Origin of the sequence: Geothrix oryzisoli (assembly GCF_022808865.1) — a bacterium.
GTDB lineage: Bacteria > Acidobacteriota > Holophagae > Holophagales > Holophagaceae > Geothrix > Geothrix oryzisoli.
Map to the genome: position 1 here is coordinate 434442 of NZ_JAKZLB010000001.1, position 19968 is coordinate 454409.

The window sequence follows — 19968 nt, forward strand, 5'->3', positions numbered from 1 at the left end:
CGTGAGTCGCCTGCCTGATCCCACCTCCCTGGTCCGGGGCACCGGGCTGCCCAAGAGCTCGCATCTTCAGCGCGTGCTGGTCTCCGAACTCGCCCGCCTCTCCCAGGCCGCGCCCGCCGCGCCCCCGATCCGCGCGCGCCTGGACGGCCCAGGCCCCTTCGAGGCGGCCCTGAGACGGGGTGCCGCGGCCCGCGGCGGGGCCGTGATCGCCGAGTACAAGCAGGCATCGCCCTCGCTTGGCCCCTTCGCCGCCGGCACGCCCCTCCAGGCCCAGCTCCAGGCCTATCGCGAGGGAGGCGCGGCGGCCTTCTCCATCCTGGCGGAGCCAGCCTACTTCCGTGGAGCGGCGGCGCACCTGGCCTCCGCGGCGGACTTTGGCCTGCCGCGCCTCTACAAGGGCTTCGTCATCTCCGAGGCCCAGCTGGCCGAGGCCGAAGCCTGCGGCGCCGAGGCGGTACTGCTCATCGTTCGGGTGCTGAAGGAGCATACGGCCGACTTCGCCGAGGCTGCCCGCCAGCGCGGGCTGGAGGCGCTCGTGGAGCTGCACGACCTCACGGAGGTGCCCTACGCCCAGGAGGCCGGGGCCCGCATGGTGGGCATCAATGCCCGGGATCTCTCCACGTTCACCCTGGGCGAACCCACAGCCGGGCCTCTGCGCCAGGCTTTCCCGGAAGCGGTGCTGGTCCGCGAATCCGGCCTGGCCACCCCGGAGGACGCCCAGGCTTCGCTGCGCGCCGGCTTCGACGCCGTGCTCATCGGCGAAGCGCTCATGCGCAGCCCGGACCCCCGGGGCTTCCTGGGGCGCGTCTTCGCCGAGCTCCGCCAGGAGGCCCGATGACCCTCCTGGCCAAGGTCTGCGGCCTCACCTCGGCTGCGGATGCGACCTTCGCCGCAGGGCAGGGCGCGGACCTGCTGGGCTTCGTGTGTCATCCGCCCAGCCCGCGTCACTGCGCGGACCTGTCCTTGGCGGAGGCCTTCCTGGACCGGGCGGTGCTCGTGATGGTGGCCGACCAGGCCGAGGCCATCCTCGCCACGGCCCGCCGCCATGGCTTCCGCCGGGTTCAGCCCTACCTGCCGGCGGCGGAGCGGGAGAGCGGCGTCGCGCTGCTGAAGGCTGCGGGCCTGTTCGTCCTCTTGCCCTGGGCCGATGAACCGGGCCAGGCGCCCGTGCCCGCGGACCTCTACTTGTGGGAGTCCAGCCCAGCCCAGACGGGCGTGGCCGGTGGCTCGGGGCAGGGGCATGCCGCCGCCTTCCCGCCGCCCGGCCCCTTCCTCCTGGCCGGGGGCCTGGACGGGACCAACCTGGCGGCGCGGGCCGCGGCGCTTCCGGCAGCATCTCGGAGCCGCCTGCGGGGCTTCGATGCGGCCAGCCGGCTGGAGGCCCGCCCTGGGATCAAGGATCCATCGAAGGTGGCTGCGTTCCTGGCGGCCCTGAGACATGAAACCTCGGAAGGAAAGGGCACCCATGACTGATTCGTTCGCGCTTCCCACTCGGTTCGGAGCCCAGCAGCTCGGCGGCTGCTATGCCCCGGAAACGCTCATGCAGCCGCTGTTCGATCTGGAGGCGGCCTTCCGCGCCGCGCTGGGCGATCCAGCCTTCCTGGCGGAACTGAAGGGCGAGCTGCGCCACTTCGTCGGCCGGCCCACCCCGCTCACACCGGCGCCGCGCCTGGCCGCGAAGCTGGGGCTGCGAGCCCTCTTCCTCAAGCGGGAGGACCTCACCCACACCGGCGCCCACAAGATCAACAACGCGCTGGCCCAGGCTCTGCTGGCCCGGCGCATGGGCAAGACCGAGATCATCGCGGAGACCGGCGCCGGCCAGCACGGCGTGGCCACCGCCGCGGCCTGCGCGCGGCTGGGCCTGTCCTGCACGGTCTACATGGGCGTCACGGACATGGCCCGGCAGGCGCCCAACGTGGCTCGGATGCGGCTCTTCGGCACCAAGGTCGAGCCTGTGGCGGCGGGGCAGGGCACGCTCAAGGAGGCCGTGAACGAGGCCCTGCGGGCCTGGGCGGGCCGCTGTGACCGGGCCCACTACATCCTCGGCTCCGCCTTGGGGCCGCATCCCTTCCCGACGATGGTGCGGACCTTCCAGACCGTCATCGGCGAGGAGGCCCGGGCCCAGGTGCTGGAACAATCGGGGGCCCTGCCGGACACCGTCATCGCCTGCGCCGGCGGCGGCAGCAACGGCCTGGGCCTGCTGGTGCCCTTCCTGGGCGATGGGCTGCGCCGGGTCGCCGTCGAGGCCGGCGGTCACGGCAAGGCTCTCGGGGAGCATGCTGCGCGCTTGGATGGTGGCCGCCTGGGCGTGCTGCACGGGTGCAAGACCCTGCTGCTCCAGGATGAGCATGGCCATACGGCCGAGACCGCCAGCATCAGCGCGGGGTTGGATTACCCGGCACTGGGACCCGAGCTGGCGGGCTTCGCCCTCGATGGGCAGGTGGAGGTGCGGCGCGCTTCGGACGAGGAGGCCCTCGCCGGTGCCCGTCTGCTCTGCGAGACCGAAGGCATCCTGCCGGCCCTGGAGAGCAGCCACGCCCTGGCCCTGCTGTCCGCCCTCGCGGCCGAAGGCGCCGCCACCGTCCTGCTGGGCCTCAGCGGCCGTGGCGACAAGGACCTGTCCACCTACCAATCGCGTCTGGGGATCTGACATGAACCCATTGCTCCCTTTCCTCATGGCGGGTGACCCCTCCCTGGAGGCATTGCCCCAGTTGCTGTCCGGAGCCAAGGCCCTGGGACTCGACGCCCTGGAACTGGGCCTGCCCCATTCGGATCCCATCGCGGATGGCCCCGTGCTCCAGGCCGCCGCACATCGGGCCATCGACGGCGGCGCCACCCCGCTCCGGGTGCTGGAAGCCCTGGCGGGCCTCACGGACAGCCCCGATCTCGTCCTCTTCACCTACCTGAATCCGCTGCTCCAGATCGGTGCGGCCCGACTGAAGAAGCTGCTCGCACCCACACCCGTGAGGGCCTTGCTGGTGGTGGATCTGCCCTTCGGGGAGGAACCGGCCTTCGAGGCGGACCTGCGCGCCGCAGGCTACCCCATGGTGCCGCTGCTGGCCCCCACCACCCCGCTGGACCGGGCCCGGCAGATCCTGGCCGAGCGCCCGGATCCCGGGGCCTCGGCCCCATTCGCGCAGCGGTTCGCCTATGTCGTGGCCCGCCTCGGCGTCACCGGCACGGGGCAGGGCACGGACCTGGCGCCCGTGCGACGCCGGGTGACCGATCTGCAGGCGCTCACCACCCGGCCGCTTGCCGTCGGTTTCGGGCTTTCCGATGCCGCCAGTCTGGCCGCCGTGCGGACCATGGGCGCCACGCCGGTCGTCGGATCCGCGCTGGTGCAGGCTCTGGCCAATGGGAAGGGCCTCGGGGAAATCCTGGCGCCCGGCCTTCGTTGACGACCAATTGATCGTGAACAAGCGGGCGTTTCATCCTACCCTGAGGAAAGTTGCAAGGGCGAGGCGATTTGGTATCGTGATCCATCTTGCCCTTTCAGAAACGGCTGGCAACAGCCACCCACCCCGGGATTTCCGGGATTAGGAGCCATGCGCCCATGACCCACCGTTCACGTCTTACCCTCACGGCCTTGACCCTCATCGCCGCCGGCGCTTTCGCTCCCCAGGCCCAGGCTTCCGGCTTCCAGCTCCGCGAACAGAGCCCGAGCGCCCAGGGCAATGCCTTCGCGGGTATCAGCGCGGGGGGCAACGACATTAGCGCCCTCTTCTTCAATCCCGCCGTGATGACCCAGTACGATGGCTGGCAGTTCTCCTTCGGTGGCACCTACGTCGGTCTGGACGTGAAGCTCCAGGGCATGACCGCCAACCGCACCCCGGCGCTGACCGGGCTCGGCTTCAATGTGGTCCCCAACACGACCACGAGCCTGATCCCAGTCTCAGGCGACCCCAGCCACAAAAACTCCGGGATTTCCGCTGTCCTGCCTGAATTCAACATCATGTACAGCGTCAACAAGGACCTGAAGCTGGGGCTCTCCGTGAACGTGCCCTTCGGCCTCACCACCGAATACGACGCGAACTGGATCGGGCGCTACCACGCCCTCAAGTCCGACCTGAAGACCATCGACATCACCCCGAGCCTGGCCTACCGGGTGGCCGACAAGTTCTCCATCGGCGTGGCCTTCGTCGCCCGCAAGGCCGATGCCGAGCTGACCAACGGCGTGGACTACGGCACGGCGCTGGCCCTGAAGGTGGGATCCGGGCTGGCCGCTGCCGGCCTGTCCACCACGGCGCCCAGCCCGACCCAGAACAGCCCGGTGGCCACCATCGCCATGGGGGCTCCCAACGCCACCTTCGGCACCCCTGGCTTCGCCATTCCCGGCGCCTGGGACGGCAAGGCCGGCCTGAAGGGCGATGGCTGGGGCTACGGCTGGAAGGCCGGCTTCATCTGGGAGGCCACCAAGGACTTCCGCCTGGGCGGCGCCTATTCGGCCGCCATGACCATGACGCTGAAGGGCGACGCCTCCTTCGAATACCCCGCGGGCATGCCCTCCACGGATCTGGCCGCCCTCCAGGGCGCCGGCCTCCGCAATGGCAAGGGCCAGGCGGATCTCGCGCTGCCCGCCACGGCTTCGCTGGGCTTCGACTGGCAGGTGAACCCCACCTTCTCGCTGCAGGGCGAAGTGGCCCGGAGCACCTGGTCCCGCTTCAAGGAACTCCGCGTGAAGTTCGACACGGGGCTGGCGGATTCCATCACCGACGAGAACTGGAAGGACACCTGGTTCTACTCCGTGGGCGGCACCTGGAAGCTGAACCAGGACTGGACGATCCGGGGCGGCCTGGCCTATGACCAGAGTGCCGTGGACGAGAACCACCGCACCCCGCGCATCCCCGACAACGACCGCAAGTGGGTCTCCCTGGGCGTGAGCTACAGCTTCTCCAAGAAGACCTCCATCGACGTCGGCTACAGCCACCTGTTCATCAGCGACAGCAAGATTAACCTGTCCTCTGCGGGCGACAACCTCACCCGGGGCAGCCTCAACGCCACGATGAAGGCCACCATCGACATCCTGGGCGTGCAGCTGAGGTACAGCTTCTAAGTCCACCCGCCAGGCAGGCAAAGGGCCCGGCTCGCCGGGCCCTTTGCCTGCCTAGACCCCCGTGATCGCTTGCAACTCCCCCGATCGGATGGCCCCCCGGAACCGTTCATGGTCCCGGGTGACCTGATCTGCATAGGCCTTGGCGAAATCGGCCAGAGCTTCGTCCAGCTTTTCGGTATCACCCAGGTAGCCGTCCAGCATGACGGGATCCCCGGTCCGGGCGTGGGCCTTGGCCAGGAGGCCGCCGCAGAGCGCCGCGTAATCGGTCAACGCAGTTCCCTGCAGCGCGGATAGGTCTACGGCAGCCTTGTGATCGGACCACTGCCGCACCAGGAAATCCTGGCTTCCGAAGCGGGTCCAGCCGAGGAATGGATCGACCCAGGTCTGCATGCGGTGCTGGCCCAGCGCGGCTCTCCGCCCCTGGTGGGGGGCTGCCTCCGCCTCTGGCAGATACGGGGCCCACACGGAGGGTTCCTCCGATTTCAGTTTGAGGAAGAGCGGGTCCTCCAGGTTCTGGCCCAGACAGAGCAGCAGCAGGCAGGTCGTCCCGATGCTGCCGGTCCCCAGGACCTTGAAGACCGCGTCCACGGGGACATAACCCTCAAGGACCTGGCGCCGTCCGGGCAGCACGGTTTCCCGGTAGTCCGGCAGGCCCCCCAGCAGATCCTCCAGTTCCGCGGCCTTCAGAGGCTGGATCAGGGGCGGACGCAGCTGGAAGCGTCGGCCGCCGTGGCCATCATCCTCCGTGGCCTTGGCCAGGAGCTTGTCGGGGGTATCGCGCGTGGCCCTGGCCAGCACCTCCTTCAGCACGCCTCCGCCGCCCTGGGGGGTCACTTCGAAGCGGGCCAGTTCCAGCCCCTTCATCTCCGCGAACCGGGCCATGCCCTCACGGTAGGCCCGCACCAGCACCTTCACGGCATCTCTGCAGTCCGCCTCGGACCGGGCCGCCTCCCGTCCTCCCAGCACGGCACTGGCGCACAGGCGCTTCAGGTCCCATTCCCAGGGGCCCGGCATGGATTCGTCGAAATCATTGAGATCGAAGACCAGGTGCCCGTCCGAGGCGGCGTAGGCCCCCAGGTTCAACAGGTGGGCATCTCCGCACATCTGGACCTTCATCCCGGTGACGGGCCCCGAGGCGATGTCCATGGCCATCAGGGCGCCCGAGCCCCGGAAGAACGCAAAGGGGCTGGTCGACATCCGGCCCCACTTGAGGGGGAGGAGATCCGGCCGGCGTGGGGCGTTGGCGGTCTTCAGGCAGGGGATCAGATCGGGCCGGTCACCCTGGGGCGTCCAGTTCCCCTGATCGGTGCGTTGCAGCCGGTCCCGCAGGGCCTTGCCTGTGGAATGGCGGTCGGCCATGGAGGGACGGGGCGGCGGCATCGGCATGACGGGCACCTTGAGCTGGACCTGCAGTGCCACGGAGAGGCGGGTCTATACGCGCTCCACGGCCATGGCGATGGCGTTCCCACCCCCAAGGCACAACGCGGCGATGCCGCGCTGCTTGCCTTGGCGTTCCAGGGCATGGATCAGGGTGGCCATGACGCGGGCGCCGGACGCGCCGATGGGATGGCCCAGGGCCACGGCGCCCCCGTGCACGTTGATGCGGTCGGCGGGAAGTTTCAGCTCGTTCATGGTGGCCACGAGCTGCACGGCGAAGGCCTCGTTGATCTCCCACAGCTCCACGTCCGTGGCTGCCCAGCCCACCTTGACCAGGAGCTTGCGGATGGCTTCCACAGGGGCCATCAGCACCCACTCGGGATCCAGGCCGGCCGTGGCCGCGCCGAGGATCCGCGCCTGGATGGGCAGGCCGTGGGCCTTGGCGTAGCTCTCGGTGGCGACCAGGGTGGCCGCGGCGCCGTCGTTCACGCTGGGGGCGTTCCCGGCGGTCACGGTGCCATCCTTCTTGAAGGCCGGGCGCAGCTTGGCCAGGGTTTCGGGCGTGGTGTCCGGGCGGGGGCCTTCGTCCTCGGAGATCACCACGTCGCCCTTCCTCCCCGGCACGGTGATGGGGACGATCTCGGCCTTGAAGGCTCCGGACTGCATGGCCGCCACGGCCTTGCGGTGGCTGTCGGCGGCCCAGGCGTCCTGGGCCTCGCGGCCCACGCCGAATTTGGCCGCGACGAGTTCCCCCGTGTGGCCCATGTGCTGGTCCGTCATGGCGCACCAGAGGCCGTCCAGCACCATGGCATCCATGGCCTCGGTATGGCCCATGCGCGCGCCGGCCCGGAGCTTGGGCATGAGGTAGGGCGCATTGGACATGGACTCCATGCCGCCGGCCAGCACCACCTGATGGTCGCCCAGGCGCACGGCGTTGGCGGCCAGCTGGATGGCCTTGAGACCGCTGCCGCAGACCTTGTTGATGGTCAGGGCCGAGATGCTGGAGGGCAGGCCGCCCCGCAGGGCCGCCTGGCGCGCCGGGGCCTGGCCCACGCCCGCGCTCACGACGTTGCCGAAGATGGCCTCGGTGGGTTCCACACCGGGCATGGCACCCATCAGGGCCTTGACCACCTGGGCCGCGAGGTCCGGTGCCGCGAGGGGGGCCAGCCCGCCCTGGAACTTGCCGATGGGACTGCGGAGGGCTTTCAGGATGACGGCGTGGGGCATGGGATCTCCGATGGGTGGCGGTCAGCTGTCGGCTATCGGTTGAAAGCTGATGGCCGATGACTAACTCGAGGCCTTGGGCCGGCGGATGGGCGGGATCGGCGGCTCGTCGAGCGAGGTGAGGTCCAGACCTTCCAGATTCAGAGTGGGCGGAGGGGCGAGGTAGATGTCCGGCGCCTCTTCCTGGACATGGCGGCGGGTGCGCTCCATGAGGGACTCCAGTTCCCGGACGAACCGGGTGCGCTCCATCTTCAAGTTGCGGATCTGCACTTCGAGCTCCACCACATGCTGCTGGGCATCCCGGAGGACCTCTTCCGCCTTGAACTGGGCCTCGCGGATAATGAGCTCCTTTTCCCGGTTGGCGCCGTCCAGCACATCCTCACGGGTGCGCTGGGCCTGGAGGAGTGTTTCCCGGAAGATGCGGTCCTGGTCCTGGTACTGACGCAGGCGCTCGCGGCTATCGAGGATCTCCTCCTTCAGCTTCTGGTTTTCAGCCAGAAGTTCCTCCCATTCGGCGGCCACCTCGTGGAGGAAGGTCCGCACCTCCGATTCCTCAATGCCGCGGAAGGCCTTTTCGAATTCCCTGCGCTGGATGTCGAGAGGCGTGTATTTCATGGCTGCTCCTGTGTCATGAACCCACGGCCTGGGCCAGCACCTTCTGGACGCCCCACAGCAACAGGAGGGCGATGAAGATGTCCAGGCTGATCCCGCCGATGGGAGGTACCAGGGCACGGATGGGGTGCAGCACGGGATCGGTGATGGCGTGCAGCAGGCGGATCCAGCGGTTCCGAGGATCGACCGGGAACCAGGAGAGCAGGGCCGTCGCGATCAGCAGCCAGCTGAGCAAGGTCAGGGCGTGGTAGGCGATGGCGAAGAGAAGGGGCATGGGCAGATTCCCGGGAACCCGATCATCATAGCTTGGAGCGAGGGTCCTCCATGCGCATCGGTATTTCCTGCTACAGCACCTTCGGCGGCTCGGGCGTCGTGGCCACGGAGGTGGGCAAGGCCCTCGCCGCCCGGGGGCACGAGGTCCACATCCTCAGCCCGAGCGTCCCCCCGCGGCTGCTGGGCTTCGAGGACCGCATCAACTTCCACGAGGTCCGGGCCACCACCTATCCGCTGTTCGAGGATGCCCCCTATTCCATCGCCCTGGGCTCGAAGATGGCGGATGTGGCCGAGCACTACGGTCTGGACATCATCCATGCCCACTACGCGATCCCCCACGCCATGGCGGCCCTGCTCGCCCGGATGGCCATCCCCAGCCTGAAGGTCGTGACCACCCTCCACGGCACCGACATCACCGTGGTGGGCAGCGACCCCAGCTACCTGCCCATGGTGAAGATGGCCATCCGGGAAAGCGACGGCGTGACCGCCGTCTCCGAGTACCTGCGGGAGGAGACCTTCCGCACCTTCGGGGTGGACCGCGTCATCGATGTGATCGGCAACTTCGTCGAGCCGCCCGGCCAGGAGCGTCCCGATTGCCGGGCCTGGCTGGCCCCCAAGGCCACCTCGGTGCTGACCCACATCTCCAATTTCCGGCCCGTGAAACGGGTCATGGATGTGCTGAAGGTGTTCGAACGCGTCCGCAAGGAGATTCCCGCCCGCCTGGTGATGGTGGGCGATGGACCGGACCGGGTGGAGGCCGAAGCCTACTGCCGCGACCGGGGGTTCGCCTCGGAGGTCCGGTTCACCGGCAAGCAGCTGGACATCGGCACCGTGCTGGCATGCTCGGACCTCTTCCTCCTGCCCAGCGCCACGGAGAGCTTTGGCCTGGCGGCCCTGGAGGCCATGGGGCACCGGGTGCCCGTCATCGCCAGCCGCGTGGGAGGCCTACCTGAGGTGGTGCGCCACGGGGTGGACGGGTATCTCGAACCCGTCGGAGATGTGGACGCCATGGCGGCGGATGCGCTGACCCTCCTCCGCGACGAAGCCCTGCGCCGGACCATGGGTGACGCCGCCAGGGAGCGGGCCCTGGGCACCTTCGCGGAAGGGCCCATCGTCGACCAGTACGAGGCACTCTACCGGCGGGTGCTGGGCCAGGGCTGACCGCCCATCGTTAACCTGGAAGGCCGGGCCTCCGATAAGCTGGAACGGGCGGGAGTCGGCATGGGGGTGTTGCGGGTCATGGTGGCAGGACTGCTGGGGGTGTTCTGCCTGGCGGCCGAAGGCTGGCACCGTCCCTTCGAGGTGCTGGGCCCGGACCACGGCCTGCCTTCCGGGGCCATCACCGCCCTGACCCAGGATGCGGAGGGGTTCCTGTGGGTGGGGACTGAAAGCGCACTGCTCCGCTATGAAGGTGGCCACAGCCGCCGCTGGACCCGGGAAGACGGGCTGCCCTCCGGGTTCATCCACCGGGTGCTGCCCGCCCGCGAGGGCGGCGTCTGGGTGTCCACCCTGCGGGGTCTGGTGCGGCTGCGGGAGGGGCGCATCGAGTCGCCGCGCTTTGGTGACCTGCCGGCCCCCCCGAGGGTCGAGACGGTCGCGGTCGATCATCGGGGCCGGCTCTGGGCTCTGACCGAGGCCGGGCTGTTCCTCCAGGAGGAGGGGCTGCAGTTCAGCCTCCGGGCCCCCAGACCGGCGGGACTGACCACGGCCCTTGCCGCAGGCTCCAGGGGGGCCATGTACCTGGGCACGAAAGCCGGAATCACCCGCCTGCTGCCCAACGGGACCCGGCAGGACTGGGGCAGGGAGCAGGGACTCCCCGCCGACGGGGTCACCATGGTCGTGGAGGACGGGGCTGGCCGCCTCTGGGCGGGTTCCGGGCGGAGCCTGGTGATGAAGACCCCGGAAGACGCCAGGTTCAAGGACCTGTCGAGTCGTCTGGATGCGAGCCTGTCCCCCAACAGCGTGCCGTTTGTCGACGCCGATGGCTCCATCTGGATCCCCACCCAGGCGGGAGCCCTGCACCTCTCGGGGGCTGCCACCGAGCGCCTCAATGCGGCCGGCGGGCTTCCCTTCCGCTGGGTCCGCACGGTCTTCCGGGACCGGGAGGGCACCCTCTGGATCCTGGGCACGAGCCTGGCCCGGCTCCAGGGGGGCGGTCGCGTCTGGAACCACGCTCTGGCCGCCGGGGCGTCCGGTGAAGTGGTCTGGTCCATCGTCCGCCATCCCGGGGGTGAGATCCTCGCCGCCACGGATAACGGGGCCCTGCGTGTGACCCCCACGCGCATCACGCGCATCCCGGGCACCGAAGGCCAGCGCATCAAGAGCCTGGTGCTCGACCGGGCTGGAACGCTGTGGATGGTCAGCACCATCGGCCCCACGCTCTGGCTCCGGCCCGGGCATCGGGAAGCGGAAGTGGCGCCCCTGGGCGAGCTGGGCTTTGCGGTGAACAGCGTGATGCAGGATTCCAGGGGCCAGATCTGGTTGAGCCATATCCGCCACGGGATGCTCCGGTGGGATCCGGCCCGACGCCAGCTGGTCCAAGAGGTGGAGCCACCCGGAACAGGTACCCTCGGGGCTTTCCGCATCCGGGAGGACGCCCAGGGCCGCCTCTGGGCCGCCACCACCGCGGGCCTGTATCTCAAGGAGGCCCATGGCCCCTGGCGGTTGTTCACGGAGAAGCAGGGCCTCCGGCCTTACGGGCTCTATGGCCTGGCCTTCCTGCCGGATGGCAGCGCCTGGATCTACTACCAGGAACCCCAGGGCCTCACCCGGGTTCGCGTGGATGGGGACCGGCTCACCGTGCTCGAGCAGCGGGCCAAGGGCCAGGGCCTCCAATCCAACCAGGTGTACGCCGTCGAGGTGGATGGCCGGGGACAGACCTGGGCCACCACGGATCAGGGTCTGGACCGCCTGGACCCGCCCCTTCACATCGGGCAGCAGGACGGCATGGTGAGTGAGGACTGCGCCATCCAGGCCCTGCTGGTGGAGGGGCACTCCCTCTGGGTGGGCACGGCCGCAGGGCTGGTGCGCTATGAGGCCGGCGGAAGCCAGGGCCAGCTGCCGCCCGCCCAGGCCCACATCCTCGAGGTCACCTGGGGCACGCGTCGGCTGGAGCCCCCGTTCCGGGACCTGGCGCCGGTCGCCCATCGGGAGAGCACCGTGACCTTCCGGGTGGCCGTGCCCACCTATCTGGACGAACGCCGGACGCGGTTCCAGGCGCGGCTTCTGGGCCTCGAGGACGGCTGGCGGGAGATCGACAGCCCGGTGGTGCGGTACCCCGCCTTGCCTGGAGGCCACTATCGGTTCGAGGTTCGGGCCTCGGCCAGGGACGGTGCCTATGGACCTCCGGCAAGCCTCGATTTCAAGGTCCTGCCGCCCTGGTGGCGCACCTGGTGGGCCATGGCCCTCGGCGGCCTGGCCTTCTTGGGGGTCGGGGTGGCGATCCTGCGCTACCGGGTGGCGGCCCTGGCTCGCAGCAAGGCCGAACTGGAAGCCCTCGTGGCCAAGCGGACGGAGGAACTGCGCGCCCGGAATGAGGAGCTGTCCACCGCCCTCGGCGAAGTGAAACAGCTGTCCGGCCTGCTGCCCATCTGTGCCTCCTGCAAGAAGATCCGTGACGACAAAGGCTACTGGAACCAGATCGAGCACTACATCAGCGCCCATTCCCATGCCGATTTCACCCACGGCATCTGCCCCGATTGCGCCGACAGTCTGTACCCTGAGCGGTCCAGGGCCTCGAAGCGGGAGGGAGGCGGGGCGAAGGGGTGAGAAGGGCGCGAGGGCGTCGCCCCTTTGGCGGACTCAATGGCAATGCCGTTGGGCCCCCCAAATGGCCCGTTCGGGGGTTTCTGGCATTGCGGGCCGGAAAGGCGTGTTTCATGGGGGATTCCCGTGAGGGGTCCGTCCTGTATGCCATCCCATTCGAAAGATCTCCAGCGGCCCAGCCTGGCCTCCCGCTCGATGTGGGCCCCGCGCCGATGTCCGATCCAGCCGGCACTGGCGTCGAGGCTTCTGGCCCGGGGTGACCATCAGGCCCTGGCCTTAGAGCGGCTGCCGGGGTTTTCCCGGATCGAGGAGTTTGAAGACCACCTCGCCTCCGCCCTGAGCAGTGGCATCTGTGTGTATTTCGATGGACCCGAAGCCTGGCTGCTGGCCGGAACGCCACTGGCCGGAACCCCGAGCAGCCTGCGGATCGAGATCGGTACGGGAATGCTGTGCCCGCCTCGTTTCCATGTCCTGGGCCCGGGCGTGGACGCCTCGTTTGCCATCGCGGACGGGGCCTTGCTGGCCGGCGAATCGGACCGGCGGCGAATCGACCTGATCCGCTATTGGTACCAGAAGGCCAAGCCCCATCTCATCAGGGTCTGGAACGAGACCCGATCGTCAAGGCACCCGGTCGGCCCGATCGATGCGGCCTGAAGACCCCGCAGGTGACGCTCTGGTCGCAGGGCAGGTCGTTTCCTGGCTGACCCTACCTGCGCGGCATCCCTGACTTTGGATCCTTCCTACGCCCCCCAATGAAAACGACCGCCTTGCGGCGGCCGGTTTCGTTGGGGAGGAAGGATTCGAACCCTCGGTACGCAGGATCAAAACCTGCTGCCTTACCACTTGGCTACTCCCCAGGCGGAAAGGCAAGCATAGCGCGGGTCCGCGTCCCGCCCAAGCCCCGGCCTCGGGGCGCAGGCGTCAGGGATTGGGCTTGGGGGTGAAGCCGAACTCCTCGACGCCAAGCAGGTCGGGGCGCACCTGGGCGGCTTCGCCGCGCTCGATGCGGCTGAGGGCGCGATGGCCCGTCGCGGTTTCGTAGGCCAGCAGCACCTTCTCCTCGATCTGCTCGCGGAGGGCGTTGTTCAAGGGGTAGGCGATGTCCTTGAAGCTGCCGTCGCGCTTGCGGCGGCTGGGCATGGCGACGAAGTAGCCGTCCTCACCTTCCACCACCCGCAGATCACCCACCAGGAAGCAGTCGTCGATGACCAGGCCCGCAAACGCGCGCAGCTTGTCGTCGCCTTCCACCTTGGTGATGCGGATGTCGGTGATGTTGAGCATGGCGATCCTCGGTCTTGAAGCGTCAGTCCCCGGGAGCGAGGGCCAGCTTCCAGATTAGCTGATCTCGATCCAGCCCCACTGGCGGTCCGTGGTTTCGCCGCGCCGGTAGGAATAGAGCAGGTCGGGGCGGCACATGGTGCAGAGGGCCACGCTGCCTTCTTTGGAGGGATCGAGACCGAGGTCCAGGGCCTGGGCCCGCAGGAAGCCATGGAGGTCGAGATGGGCCTTCCCGGAGGGGCCGACGCTGCGCAGGTCCTCGCGCCAGGCGGGGTCCTGCCTGGCGGCGGCGATGACCTCCTCGCCCACCTCGAAATGGCAGGCCAGGATGGCGGGACCGAAGGCCCAGGTCAGGTGGGGCGGGTGGCCGCCCAGGGCGCGGTAGCGGGCCACGCCGCGGCGCAGGATCCCGCCTCCCGGCTCCGGGTCATCATGGCCTGTGGCGCCGCGCCAGCCGGCATGCAGGGCGGCCGCCCAAGGCCTGCCATCGGCCAGGGTGCCGGCCAGCAGCACCGGTACGCAATCGGCGACGCGCACGCCGATGCGGAGACCGGGGCGGGTGGTCCAGAGGCCATCCGCCTCGACCACGGCATCGGAGGCCTCGGCCACGCCGCAGCGGTGGACCTGGTTCAGGCGCCGTTCGGGCGACTCGGCCGGCAGGTCCAGGCGCGTGGAGAAGCCCCATGTCAGGGGGAAGGGGGGCTCGACTTCAGGGATGAGCACCGGAGCTCAGCTCCGGGGACCCACGCGGGCTTCCAGCCACTGCTTGATGCGATTGGCATCGCCCAGGCGGGAGTACTTGCCCCAAGAGTCCAGCAGGATGATGAGCACGGGGCGGTTGGCCAGCATGGCCTGCATGACGAGGCAGCGACCCGCCTCTTCGATGTAGCCGGTCTTGGAGAGGCCGATGTTCCAGCGGGAGCTGCGCACCAGGGCATTGGTGTTGGGGAACTGGATGCTGTGGCGGCCCGCCTGGATGCTGGTTTCGGGCCGGGTGGTGAAGTCGCGGATCTCGGGGTAGCGGTAGGCGGCTTCCATGATGCGCGCCAGATCACGGGCATTGGCCACATTGCCGGCGGAAAGGCCGGAGGGGTCCTCGAAGCGGGTTTCCTCCAACCCCAGGGTCCTGGCCTTGGCGTTCATGGCTCCGACGAAGGCGGAGAGGCCGCCGGGGAAGGTGCGGCCCAGGGCGTGAGCGGCGCGGTTCTCGGAGGCCAGCAGGGCCAGCAGCAGGGCCTGCTCCCGGGGCAGGCGCGTGCCCACGGGCAGGCGGGACTTGCTGTGGCGCAGCATGTCCTTGTCGTCATTGGTGATCGTGAGGATCTCCTGCGGATCCAAGTGGGCGTCCAGCAGGACCATGGCGGTCATGAGCTTGGTGAGGGAGGCGATGGGCTGGACGGCCCCGGCCTGCTTCTCGATCAGGGCCTGACCCGTGACCTGATCCAGGACCAGGGCGGAGCCGGACTTGAGCGAGAGCTTCGCGGGGGGGCGGGAGGCTGCCTGCAGGGCGGCGAGGCCCATGCAGCAAAAGATTCCCAGCTTCTGGATTCCCCGCTTGAACCCCATGCCCACTCCATGAAGATAACGATTGTCGTCACCCATTCCAAGTCTACTGGATCGGACGGGTGATTCCTTCCATCAAAATGGTCGGGGCCAGAGTAGAACCAACAAACTAAGGTCGGTGACGGCCCAGGCACCCAAGCCCCAATACATGCCAGTTTCGTGCCGGCGATCACTCCAGGTGCGCCAACCGACCATCCAGGGCAGCAGGACTCCCAACCAGGCCGCTAGCGAGGGCAGCAGCAGAAGCGGGTTCCGGCCCAGGCCCATCGCCGCGGCGCCGAACAGGAGGTGGGCCGCCAGGGCGGCGCCCAGGGCCAGGGCCAGGCTCCGTCCCACGCCCAGCCGGATCACCAGGGTGCGGTCGCCTCGGCGGGTGTCTTCAGCCACCTGGTAGATCTGAGTCATCGGGTAGAGGGCGGCGAAGAGGAACGCGAAGCCCCAGGAAGCGCGGAGGATGCCCGCGTCGAAGGGTCTTCCGGTGAGGGCCCAGCCAGCCAGGGGGGTGAACAGGCCGAAGCCGAGGCAGTTGATGAGCAGGTCCCAGCCGGCCCGGGCCTTGAGACGCACCGGAGGCACGGAATACAGCACGCTCATGACCACACAGGCGAGGTTGAGGAGGGCAAAGGGCCGGGGCAGCAGGAAGCCCAGGAGGGCAGAGGCGGCCAGCAGCGTGGAGGAGAAGGCCAGCAGATGCTCGGGCGGCGCGGGGGGCGCCTTGAGGTAGCCGATATCCCCTTCGTCCTTGTCGAAGGCGCTGTTGATGGCGAGGGTCCCCCCGTTGAGCAGGGCGACGAACACGAACCACCCCAGCAGCGTGGGCCGGGCGCGGAGGGCACAGCCCACCGCGAGCAGCGTGCCCAGCAGGAAGTGGGCCGTCATGATGGGCCACTCCAGGGGACGCAGGTGGAGCAGGTAGGCCAGGGCCCTGGGCCCGAGGAGGCGCTGGAAGAAGGCCCGGAGGGGGAAGGCCGGTGGAGGTCCGGTCACGCGATGCCTGCGCGGCGCAGGGCCTGGACTTCGCCGGAGGGCCGCCGGGGCTCCACCAGGGTCTCCATGGCGGCCAGCAGGTGCGGCACGTTGAAGTCCGTGTCCACGCACATGCCGTGGGGCAGGGCCAGCGGGATCACGTAGCAGGGGATCTCCGGCATCTTGGTGAGCCCCTTGAGCAACCGATCCGTGCAACTCACGGCGACCACCAGGTCGGGGCGGTACTCCCGGGCTTCGCGGTAGGCCTTGTGGCTGCGGTTGGTGATGCGACCCTCCCAGTGGTTGGCCAGGACCAAGTTCAGGTAGTCGCCCACCGGGCAGAGGCCGCAGTCGTAGCAGGCCTGGAGATCGTCGAGGATGCCGGCTTTGCAGCGGGCCAGCTGGACGCAGTGGGGCAGCAGGATGAGGGCCCGCTTGGCCCGTTGGTGTCCGAGCGCCTGGCGGACACGCTGGTTGTTGTGGCCGCAATAGGAGAGGATCCAGGCATCCTCCAGGCCCAGCCAGCGCGCGAGGGGACGGAAGGCGTAGGCCCAGAGGCCGTCCTGTCGCCGGACCGTCGTCTGATTCCGCAGCAGGGCCTCACCCCGCAGGAAGCTCGGCCAGGCCACGGCCAGGAAACCGACTCCCGCCAGCAGCCACCATCCGCGTCCGGCGTTGTGGAAGGTGGCCCCGGCGAAGGCGAGCACCGAGGCCGCCAGGGGCAGGCCCCGACGGACCCAGAGAAACAGCGCACCCCGCTCCTCCGGCAGGGGGCCGGGCAGGGGCAGGGCGCGGGGTTCCTTCACTTGGCCGACCCCGCAAGGCCGATAATCTTTTTCAGGTCATCGTCCTTCCAGCGCAGGCCGCCGCCGAAGAAGATCGTGCGGAGGTCCTTGTTCCCGATGTCCTGGACACCGGCCTGGACGTAGGCGCCCTTCCAGAACTGGTAGCTGCTGGTGAAGCGGTAGCGGGGGTTGGGCTTGTCGTCGCGCTTGGTGAAGTCGTAGGCCAGCAGGCCGAACCGCAGGCGGTCGTTGTCCAGGGTGCGCAATTCCACCCCGCCACCGCCCTTGCCCTCGACGATGCCGGCAGAGAAGACGGCGGGACCGAGGCGCTTGGCGAACTGGGCGGACACGGTGAAGGCCCGGTCCGTGGTGACGAACTGGTTCCGCTCCAGCACCGTGACGGGCTGCCCGGTGATGGGATCCAGCTGCGTGACGGTGCGGGTGCTCTCGCTCAGCTTCCCGTCCGGAGTGGAGGCGAAGCCCAGGGCGTACCAGTAGTCCGGCCGGGGGGCGATCTCGAGACCGAGACCCACGCGGCTGTCCTTGCGCTTGTCCCACTGGGCCGCGTCCATGTCGAGGCGGAAGTCCATCTTGTTGAACCCGCCCAGCAGGCCGTTCACGTTGTCCACCGCTTCGTTGATCTTCTTGATGGTGGTCTCGTCGTTGAGCAGCTTGCCGATGGTACCCTCGCCCTTGTTGATGCGATCCGTGAGGACCTTCAGGTTGTCCGCGGTGCCCTGGAAGCTCTGGGCCAGCTTGCGGACATCGCCCATGACGCCCTTCAGCTCGGGCCGGTTCTCCTCGAGCATGGCGTTCAGGTTCTTGCCGACCGTTTCGAACTGCTGGGCCAGCTTGGGCAGCTTGTCCCGCAGATCGGCGGTGATGGCCTCGACATTGCCCATGGTGTTGTTGATGGCGCTGTGGTTCTCCTGGGCCATGGAGCGGAATTCCGCCGTCAGCACGCGGATGTTGTCCACGATCTCGTCAAGTTTCTGACGGCCCTGCTCGCCGCCGATGGACTCGTTCAGAGCCTGGGTGACGCCCTTCACGTTCTTGCCCACGTCGGCCAGGGTCTCCATCAGGTTGTCGAGGCTCACGCCGGCCTTGCTGGGCAGGGGCTGGCCCTCGGGGAAGGGACCCTTGGCGCTGTGGCCGGCGTCCAGGTCGATGAACTTCTCACCCAGGATGCCGATGGAGCCGAGCGACACGAAGGCATCGGCGTAGACCGGCACGGAGGAGTCCAGGCCCACCACCACGCGGGCCTTGCCGTTCTCGAGGGAGATGGTCCGGACATCGCCCACCTTCACGCCGGCGATGCGCACGGCGCTCTGGAGGTTGAGGCCCGCCACCGAGTCGAAGTAGGTGAACTTCTCGGACTGGTTCTTCTTGCCGCCGATCTCCAGCTTCTCCGAGCGGAATACCAGCACGGCCAGCAGGAAGATGGCACCGGTGAAGAAGAGGCCGACCTTGGTTTCGGGCTTCATGCTTGGGCCTCCTGATGTCGTCGCTTGGGCGGGGGCGGATCCTGAAGGAACGGGCCCTCCGCATCGCCCCGCAGGAACTGCTGGATGACGGGGTGCGGATTGGCCTTGAAGGCGGCGGGCGGCTCGCAGGCGATGCACTCGCCGCGGAAGAGCAGGGCGATGCGATCGGCGATCTCGAAGGCGGACTTGAGGTCGTGGGTGATGGTGATGGTGGTGACCCCCAGCTCATGCTTGAGGTCCAGGATCACGCGGCCGATGACGTCAGTCATCACGGGGTCGAGCCCGGTGGTGGGCTCGTCGAAGAGCAGGATCTTGGGCTTGAGGGCGATGGCCCGGGCGAAGCCCACGCGCCGCTTCATGCCACCGGACAGCTCCGCGGGTTTCAGCTTGTCGGTGCCCTTCATGCCCACCATGGAGAGGCACTCCTCGACCCGGGCCTGGACTTCGTCTTCGGTGATCTCGAGGTGCCGCCGGAGCCCGAAGGCCACGTTCTCGAAGACGGTCATGGAGTCGAAGAGGGCCGCCATCTGGAAGCACATGCCGATGCTCTGACGGACCTGGAACAGCTCCTTCCGGGTCAGCTGGGCGATGATCTTGCCCTCGATGGCCACGTGCCCCGAATCCGGCGTGAGGAGGCCCATGATGTTGCGGAGCAGCACGGTCTTGCCCGTGCCGGAACCGCCCAGCACCACCAGGCTCTCGCCCTCCTGGACCTGGAGGTTCACATTGGACAGCACGACCTTGGGACCGAAGGCCTTGGAGAGGTTGACGACATCGATCAGGGCCATGCCGTCACACCAACAGGAGCTTGGTCAGGAAGAAGTCGGAGATGAGGATCCACAGCGAGCTGGTCACCACGCTGCTGGTGGGGGCGTTCCCCACGCCCTCGGCGCCCCCCTGGGTGCGGTAGCCCTTCCAGCAGCCCACCAGGGCGATGATCATCCCGAAGACCAGGCCCTTGTAGAGGGCGATGCGGAGATCCCGGAAGGCCAGCAGCTTGTAGAACTCGTGGCTGTAGACGTAGGCGCTCTGTCCCTCTACACCCACCAGGATCATGTAGCCGCCCCAGAAGCCGACATAGATGGAGACCACCGTCAGCAGGGGGACCACGACCAGCGAGGCGAGGAAGCGCGGCACGAAGAGGTAGTGGATGGGATCCGTCGCGAGGCATTCCAGCGCATCGATCTGCTCGGTCACCTGCATGGTGCCCAGCTCTGCGGCCATGGCCGAGCCGATGCGGCCCGAGAGCATCAGGCCCGTGATCACCGGGCCCAGCTCGCGGACAATGGCGAGGCCCTCCACCTGGGAGGCCAGCCCTTCCGCCTGGAACTGGCGGAAACCGAAGGCCAGCTGGACTGCGAACACCATGCTGACGGCGACGCTCGTCAGGATCACCACCGGCAGGGAGTGGACGCCCACGGCCTGGAACTGGTTCAGCAGGTTCTTGCCGTCAAATGGGCGCTTGAAGATGGCGGCGAAGGTCCTGCCTGCCAGCGTGGCAAAGTCCCCCGCGGTGTCGAGTGCCGCGAGAACCTTGGCGCCGGTCGTATCGATGAAGGTCAGAACCATGGGGCTCCGGGGGGCAAAA

Annotated in this window: 20 protein-coding genes and 1 tRNA gene; 8 read left to right on the plus strand and 13 right to left on the minus strand. The window is 68.6% G+C overall.

Features of this window, described 5'->3' with window-relative positions; genetic code table 11:
• The first annotated feature begins 1 nt into the window (after position 1).
• The 5 genes from MLE43_RS01930 (at position 2) to MLE43_RS01950 (ending at position 5053) form a co-directional block, all read left to right on the plus strand.
• Positions 2-838 carry an indole-3-glycerol-phosphate synthase gene (locus MLE43_RS01930; RefSeq protein ID WP_243301173.1) on the plus strand — a complete coding sequence of 279 codons (837 nt, stop codon included), beginning with the start codon at positions 2-4 and terminating at the stop codon, positions 836-838.
• Positions 835-1473, plus strand: a complete 639-nt coding sequence (locus MLE43_RS01935) for a phosphoribosylanthranilate isomerase (RefSeq protein ID WP_243301177.1) — start codon at positions 835-837, stop codon at positions 1471-1473. Before MLE43_RS01930 ends, MLE43_RS01935 begins: the two co-directional genes overlap by 4 nt.
• Positions 1466-2650 carry a tryptophan synthase subunit beta gene (gene trpB, locus MLE43_RS01940; RefSeq protein WP_243301179.1) on the plus strand — a complete coding sequence of 395 codons (1185 nt, stop codon included), beginning with the start codon at positions 1466-1468 and terminating at the stop codon, positions 2648-2650. Before MLE43_RS01935 ends, trpB begins: the two co-directional genes overlap by 8 nt.
• Before the next feature lies 1 nt (position 2651).
• Complete coding sequence (trpA, locus tag MLE43_RS01945) at positions 2652-3398, plus strand: tryptophan synthase subunit alpha (RefSeq protein ID WP_243301185.1); 747 nt, start codon at positions 2652-2654, stop codon at positions 3396-3398.
• A 155-nt stretch (positions 3399-3553) separates the two neighbouring features.
• Positions 3554-5053 carry an OmpP1/FadL family transporter gene (locus MLE43_RS01950; RefSeq protein ID WP_243301192.1) on the plus strand — a complete coding sequence of 500 codons (1500 nt, stop codon included), beginning with the start codon at positions 3554-3556 and terminating at the stop codon, positions 5051-5053.
• A 51-nt stretch (positions 5054-5104) separates the two neighbouring features.
• Here MLE43_RS01950 and MLE43_RS01955 read toward each other — a convergent pair whose 3' ends face one another.
• The 4 genes from MLE43_RS01955 to MLE43_RS01970 are packed head-to-tail and all read right to left on the minus strand — an operon-like array spanning position 5105 to position 8540.
• Complete coding sequence (locus MLE43_RS01955; protein ID WP_243301196.1) at positions 5105-6472, minus strand: DUF2252 domain-containing protein; 1368 nt, start codon at positions 6470-6472, stop codon at positions 5105-5107.
• 12 nt (positions 6473-6484) lie between these two features.
• On the minus strand, positions 6485-7657 hold the full coding sequence (locus tag MLE43_RS01960) for a thiolase family protein (protein WP_243301198.1): 1173 nt from the start codon (positions 7655-7657) through the stop codon (positions 6485-6487).
• 60 nt (positions 7658-7717) lie between these two features.
• A complete protein-coding gene (locus MLE43_RS01965; protein WP_243301199.1) occupies positions 7718-8269 on the minus strand; it encodes a DivIVA domain-containing protein in 552 nt (183 codons plus the stop codon).
• 13 nt (positions 8270-8282) lie between these two features.
• Complete coding sequence (locus MLE43_RS01970) at positions 8283-8540, minus strand: YggT family protein (RefSeq protein ID WP_243301201.1); 258 nt, start codon at positions 8538-8540, stop codon at positions 8283-8285.
• Between the two features lie 50 nt (positions 8541-8590).
• Between MLE43_RS01970 and bshA the strand changes: the two genes are divergently transcribed.
• From bshA to MLE43_RS01985, 3 genes are all read left to right on the plus strand, one after another.
• On the plus strand, positions 8591-9700 hold the full coding sequence (gene bshA / locus MLE43_RS01975; protein ID WP_243301203.1) for an N-acetyl-alpha-D-glucosaminyl L-malate synthase BshA: 1110 nt from the start codon (positions 8591-8593) through the stop codon (positions 9698-9700).
• Between the two features lie 60 nt (positions 9701-9760).
• Complete coding sequence (locus MLE43_RS01980; protein WP_243301205.1) at positions 9761-12307, plus strand: ligand-binding sensor domain-containing protein; 2547 nt, start codon at positions 9761-9763, stop codon at positions 12305-12307.
• Positions 12308-12448: 141 nt separating this feature from the next.
• Complete coding sequence (locus MLE43_RS01985; RefSeq protein WP_243301207.1) at positions 12449-12958, plus strand: hypothetical protein; 510 nt, start codon at positions 12449-12451, stop codon at positions 12956-12958.
• 131 nt (positions 12959-13089) lie between these two features.
• On the opposite strand, the gene MLE43_RS01990 is transcribed toward MLE43_RS01985, so the two are convergent.
• From MLE43_RS01990 to MLE43_RS02030, 9 genes are all read right to left on the minus strand, one after another.
• A tRNA-Gln gene (locus MLE43_RS01990) sits at positions 13090-13161 on the minus strand.
• Between the two features lie 64 nt (positions 13162-13225).
• Positions 13226-13585 carry a SpoVG family protein gene (locus tag MLE43_RS01995; RefSeq protein ID WP_243301213.1) on the minus strand — a complete coding sequence of 120 codons (360 nt, stop codon included), beginning with the start codon at positions 13583-13585 and terminating at the stop codon, positions 13226-13228.
• 54 nt (positions 13586-13639) lie between these two features.
• Positions 13640-14305, minus strand: coding sequence for a purine nucleoside phosphorylase YfiH/LACC1 family protein (locus MLE43_RS02000; protein WP_243301215.1), 666 nt, complete (start codon positions 14303-14305; stop codon positions 13640-13642).
• 6 nt (positions 14306-14311) lie between these two features.
• Positions 14312-15103, minus strand: coding sequence for a serine hydrolase (locus tag MLE43_RS02005; protein ID WP_243301217.1), 792 nt, complete (start codon positions 15101-15103; stop codon positions 14312-14314).
• A 117-nt stretch (positions 15104-15220) separates the two neighbouring features.
• Positions 15221-16132: a UbiA family prenyltransferase gene (locus MLE43_RS02010; RefSeq protein ID WP_243301219.1), complete on the minus strand. Its 912-nt coding sequence runs from the start codon at positions 16130-16132 to the stop codon at positions 15221-15223.
• Positions 16129-16917: a DUF116 domain-containing protein gene (locus tag MLE43_RS14965; protein ID WP_243301220.1), complete on the minus strand. Its 789-nt coding sequence runs from the start codon at positions 16915-16917 to the stop codon at positions 16129-16131. The genes MLE43_RS02010 and MLE43_RS14965 overlap by 4 nt, the downstream gene beginning before the upstream one ends.
• Positions 16914-18380, minus strand: coding sequence for an MlaD family protein (locus MLE43_RS02020; protein ID WP_243301222.1), 1467 nt, complete (start codon positions 18378-18380; stop codon positions 16914-16916). The genes MLE43_RS14965 and MLE43_RS02020 overlap by 4 nt, the downstream gene beginning before the upstream one ends.
• A complete protein-coding gene (locus MLE43_RS02025) occupies positions 18377-19168 on the minus strand; it encodes an ABC transporter ATP-binding protein (RefSeq protein WP_243301223.1) in 792 nt (263 codons plus the stop codon). Before MLE43_RS02025 ends, MLE43_RS02020 begins: the two co-directional genes overlap by 4 nt.
• A gap of 4 nt (positions 19169-19172) precedes the next feature.
• The gene (locus MLE43_RS02030; RefSeq protein ID WP_243301224.1) at positions 19173-19949 is read right to left on the minus strand and encodes an MlaE family ABC transporter permease; all 777 of its coding nucleotides are present in this window, start codon (positions 19947-19949) and stop codon (positions 19173-19175) included.
• Between the last annotated feature and the right edge of the window lie 19 nt (positions 19950-19968).

Coding starts and splice junctions, on each gene's coding strand:
- MLE43_RS01935 (WP_243301177.1), top strand. CDS start 835: ATGACCCTCCTGGCCAAGGTCTGCGGCCTCACCTCGGCTGCGGATGCG.
- trpB (WP_243301179.1), top strand. CDS start 1,466: ATGACTGATTCGTTCGCGCTTCCCACTCGGTTCGGAGCCCAGCAGCTC.
- trpA (WP_243301185.1), top strand. CDS start 2,652: ATGAACCCATTGCTCCCTTTCCTCATGGCGGGTGACCCCTCCCTGGAG.
- MLE43_RS01950 (WP_243301192.1), top strand. CDS start 3,554: ATGACCCACCGTTCACGTCTTACCCTCACGGCCTTGACCCTCATCGCC.
- MLE43_RS01960 (WP_243301198.1), bottom strand. CDS start 7,657: ATGCCCCACGCCGTCATCCTGAAAGCCCTCCGCAGTCCCATCGGCAAG.
- MLE43_RS01965 (WP_243301199.1), bottom strand. CDS start 8,269: ATGAAATACACGCCTCTCGACATCCAGCGCAGGGAATTCGAAAAGGCC.
- MLE43_RS01970 (WP_243301201.1), bottom strand. CDS start 8,540: ATGCCCCTTCTCTTCGCCATCGCCTACCACGCCCTGACCTTGCTCAGC.
- bshA (WP_243301203.1), top strand. CDS start 8,591: ATGCGCATCGGTATTTCCTGCTACAGCACCTTCGGCGGCTCGGGCGTC.
- MLE43_RS01980 (WP_243301205.1), top strand. CDS start 9,761: ATGGGGGTGTTGCGGGTCATGGTGGCAGGACTGCTGGGGGTGTTCTGC.
- MLE43_RS01985 (WP_243301207.1), top strand. CDS start 12,449: ATGCCATCCCATTCGAAAGATCTCCAGCGGCCCAGCCTGGCCTCCCGC.
- MLE43_RS01995 (WP_243301213.1), bottom strand. CDS start 13,585: ATGCTCAACATCACCGACATCCGCATCACCAAGGTGGAAGGCGACGAC.
- MLE43_RS02005 (WP_243301217.1), bottom strand. CDS start 15,103: ATGGGCCTCGCCGCCCTGCAGGCAGCCTCCCGCCCCCCCGCGAAGCTC.
- MLE43_RS02020 (WP_243301222.1), bottom strand. CDS start 18,380: ATGAAGCCCGAAACCAAGGTCGGCCTCTTCTTCACCGGTGCCATCTTC.
- MLE43_RS02025 (WP_243301223.1), bottom strand. CDS start 19,168: ATGGCCCTGATCGATGTCGTCAACCTCTCCAAGGCCTTCGGTCCCAAG.
- MLE43_RS02030 (WP_243301224.1), bottom strand. CDS start 19,949: ATGGTTCTGACCTTCATCGATACGACCGGCGCCAAGGTTCTCGCGGCA.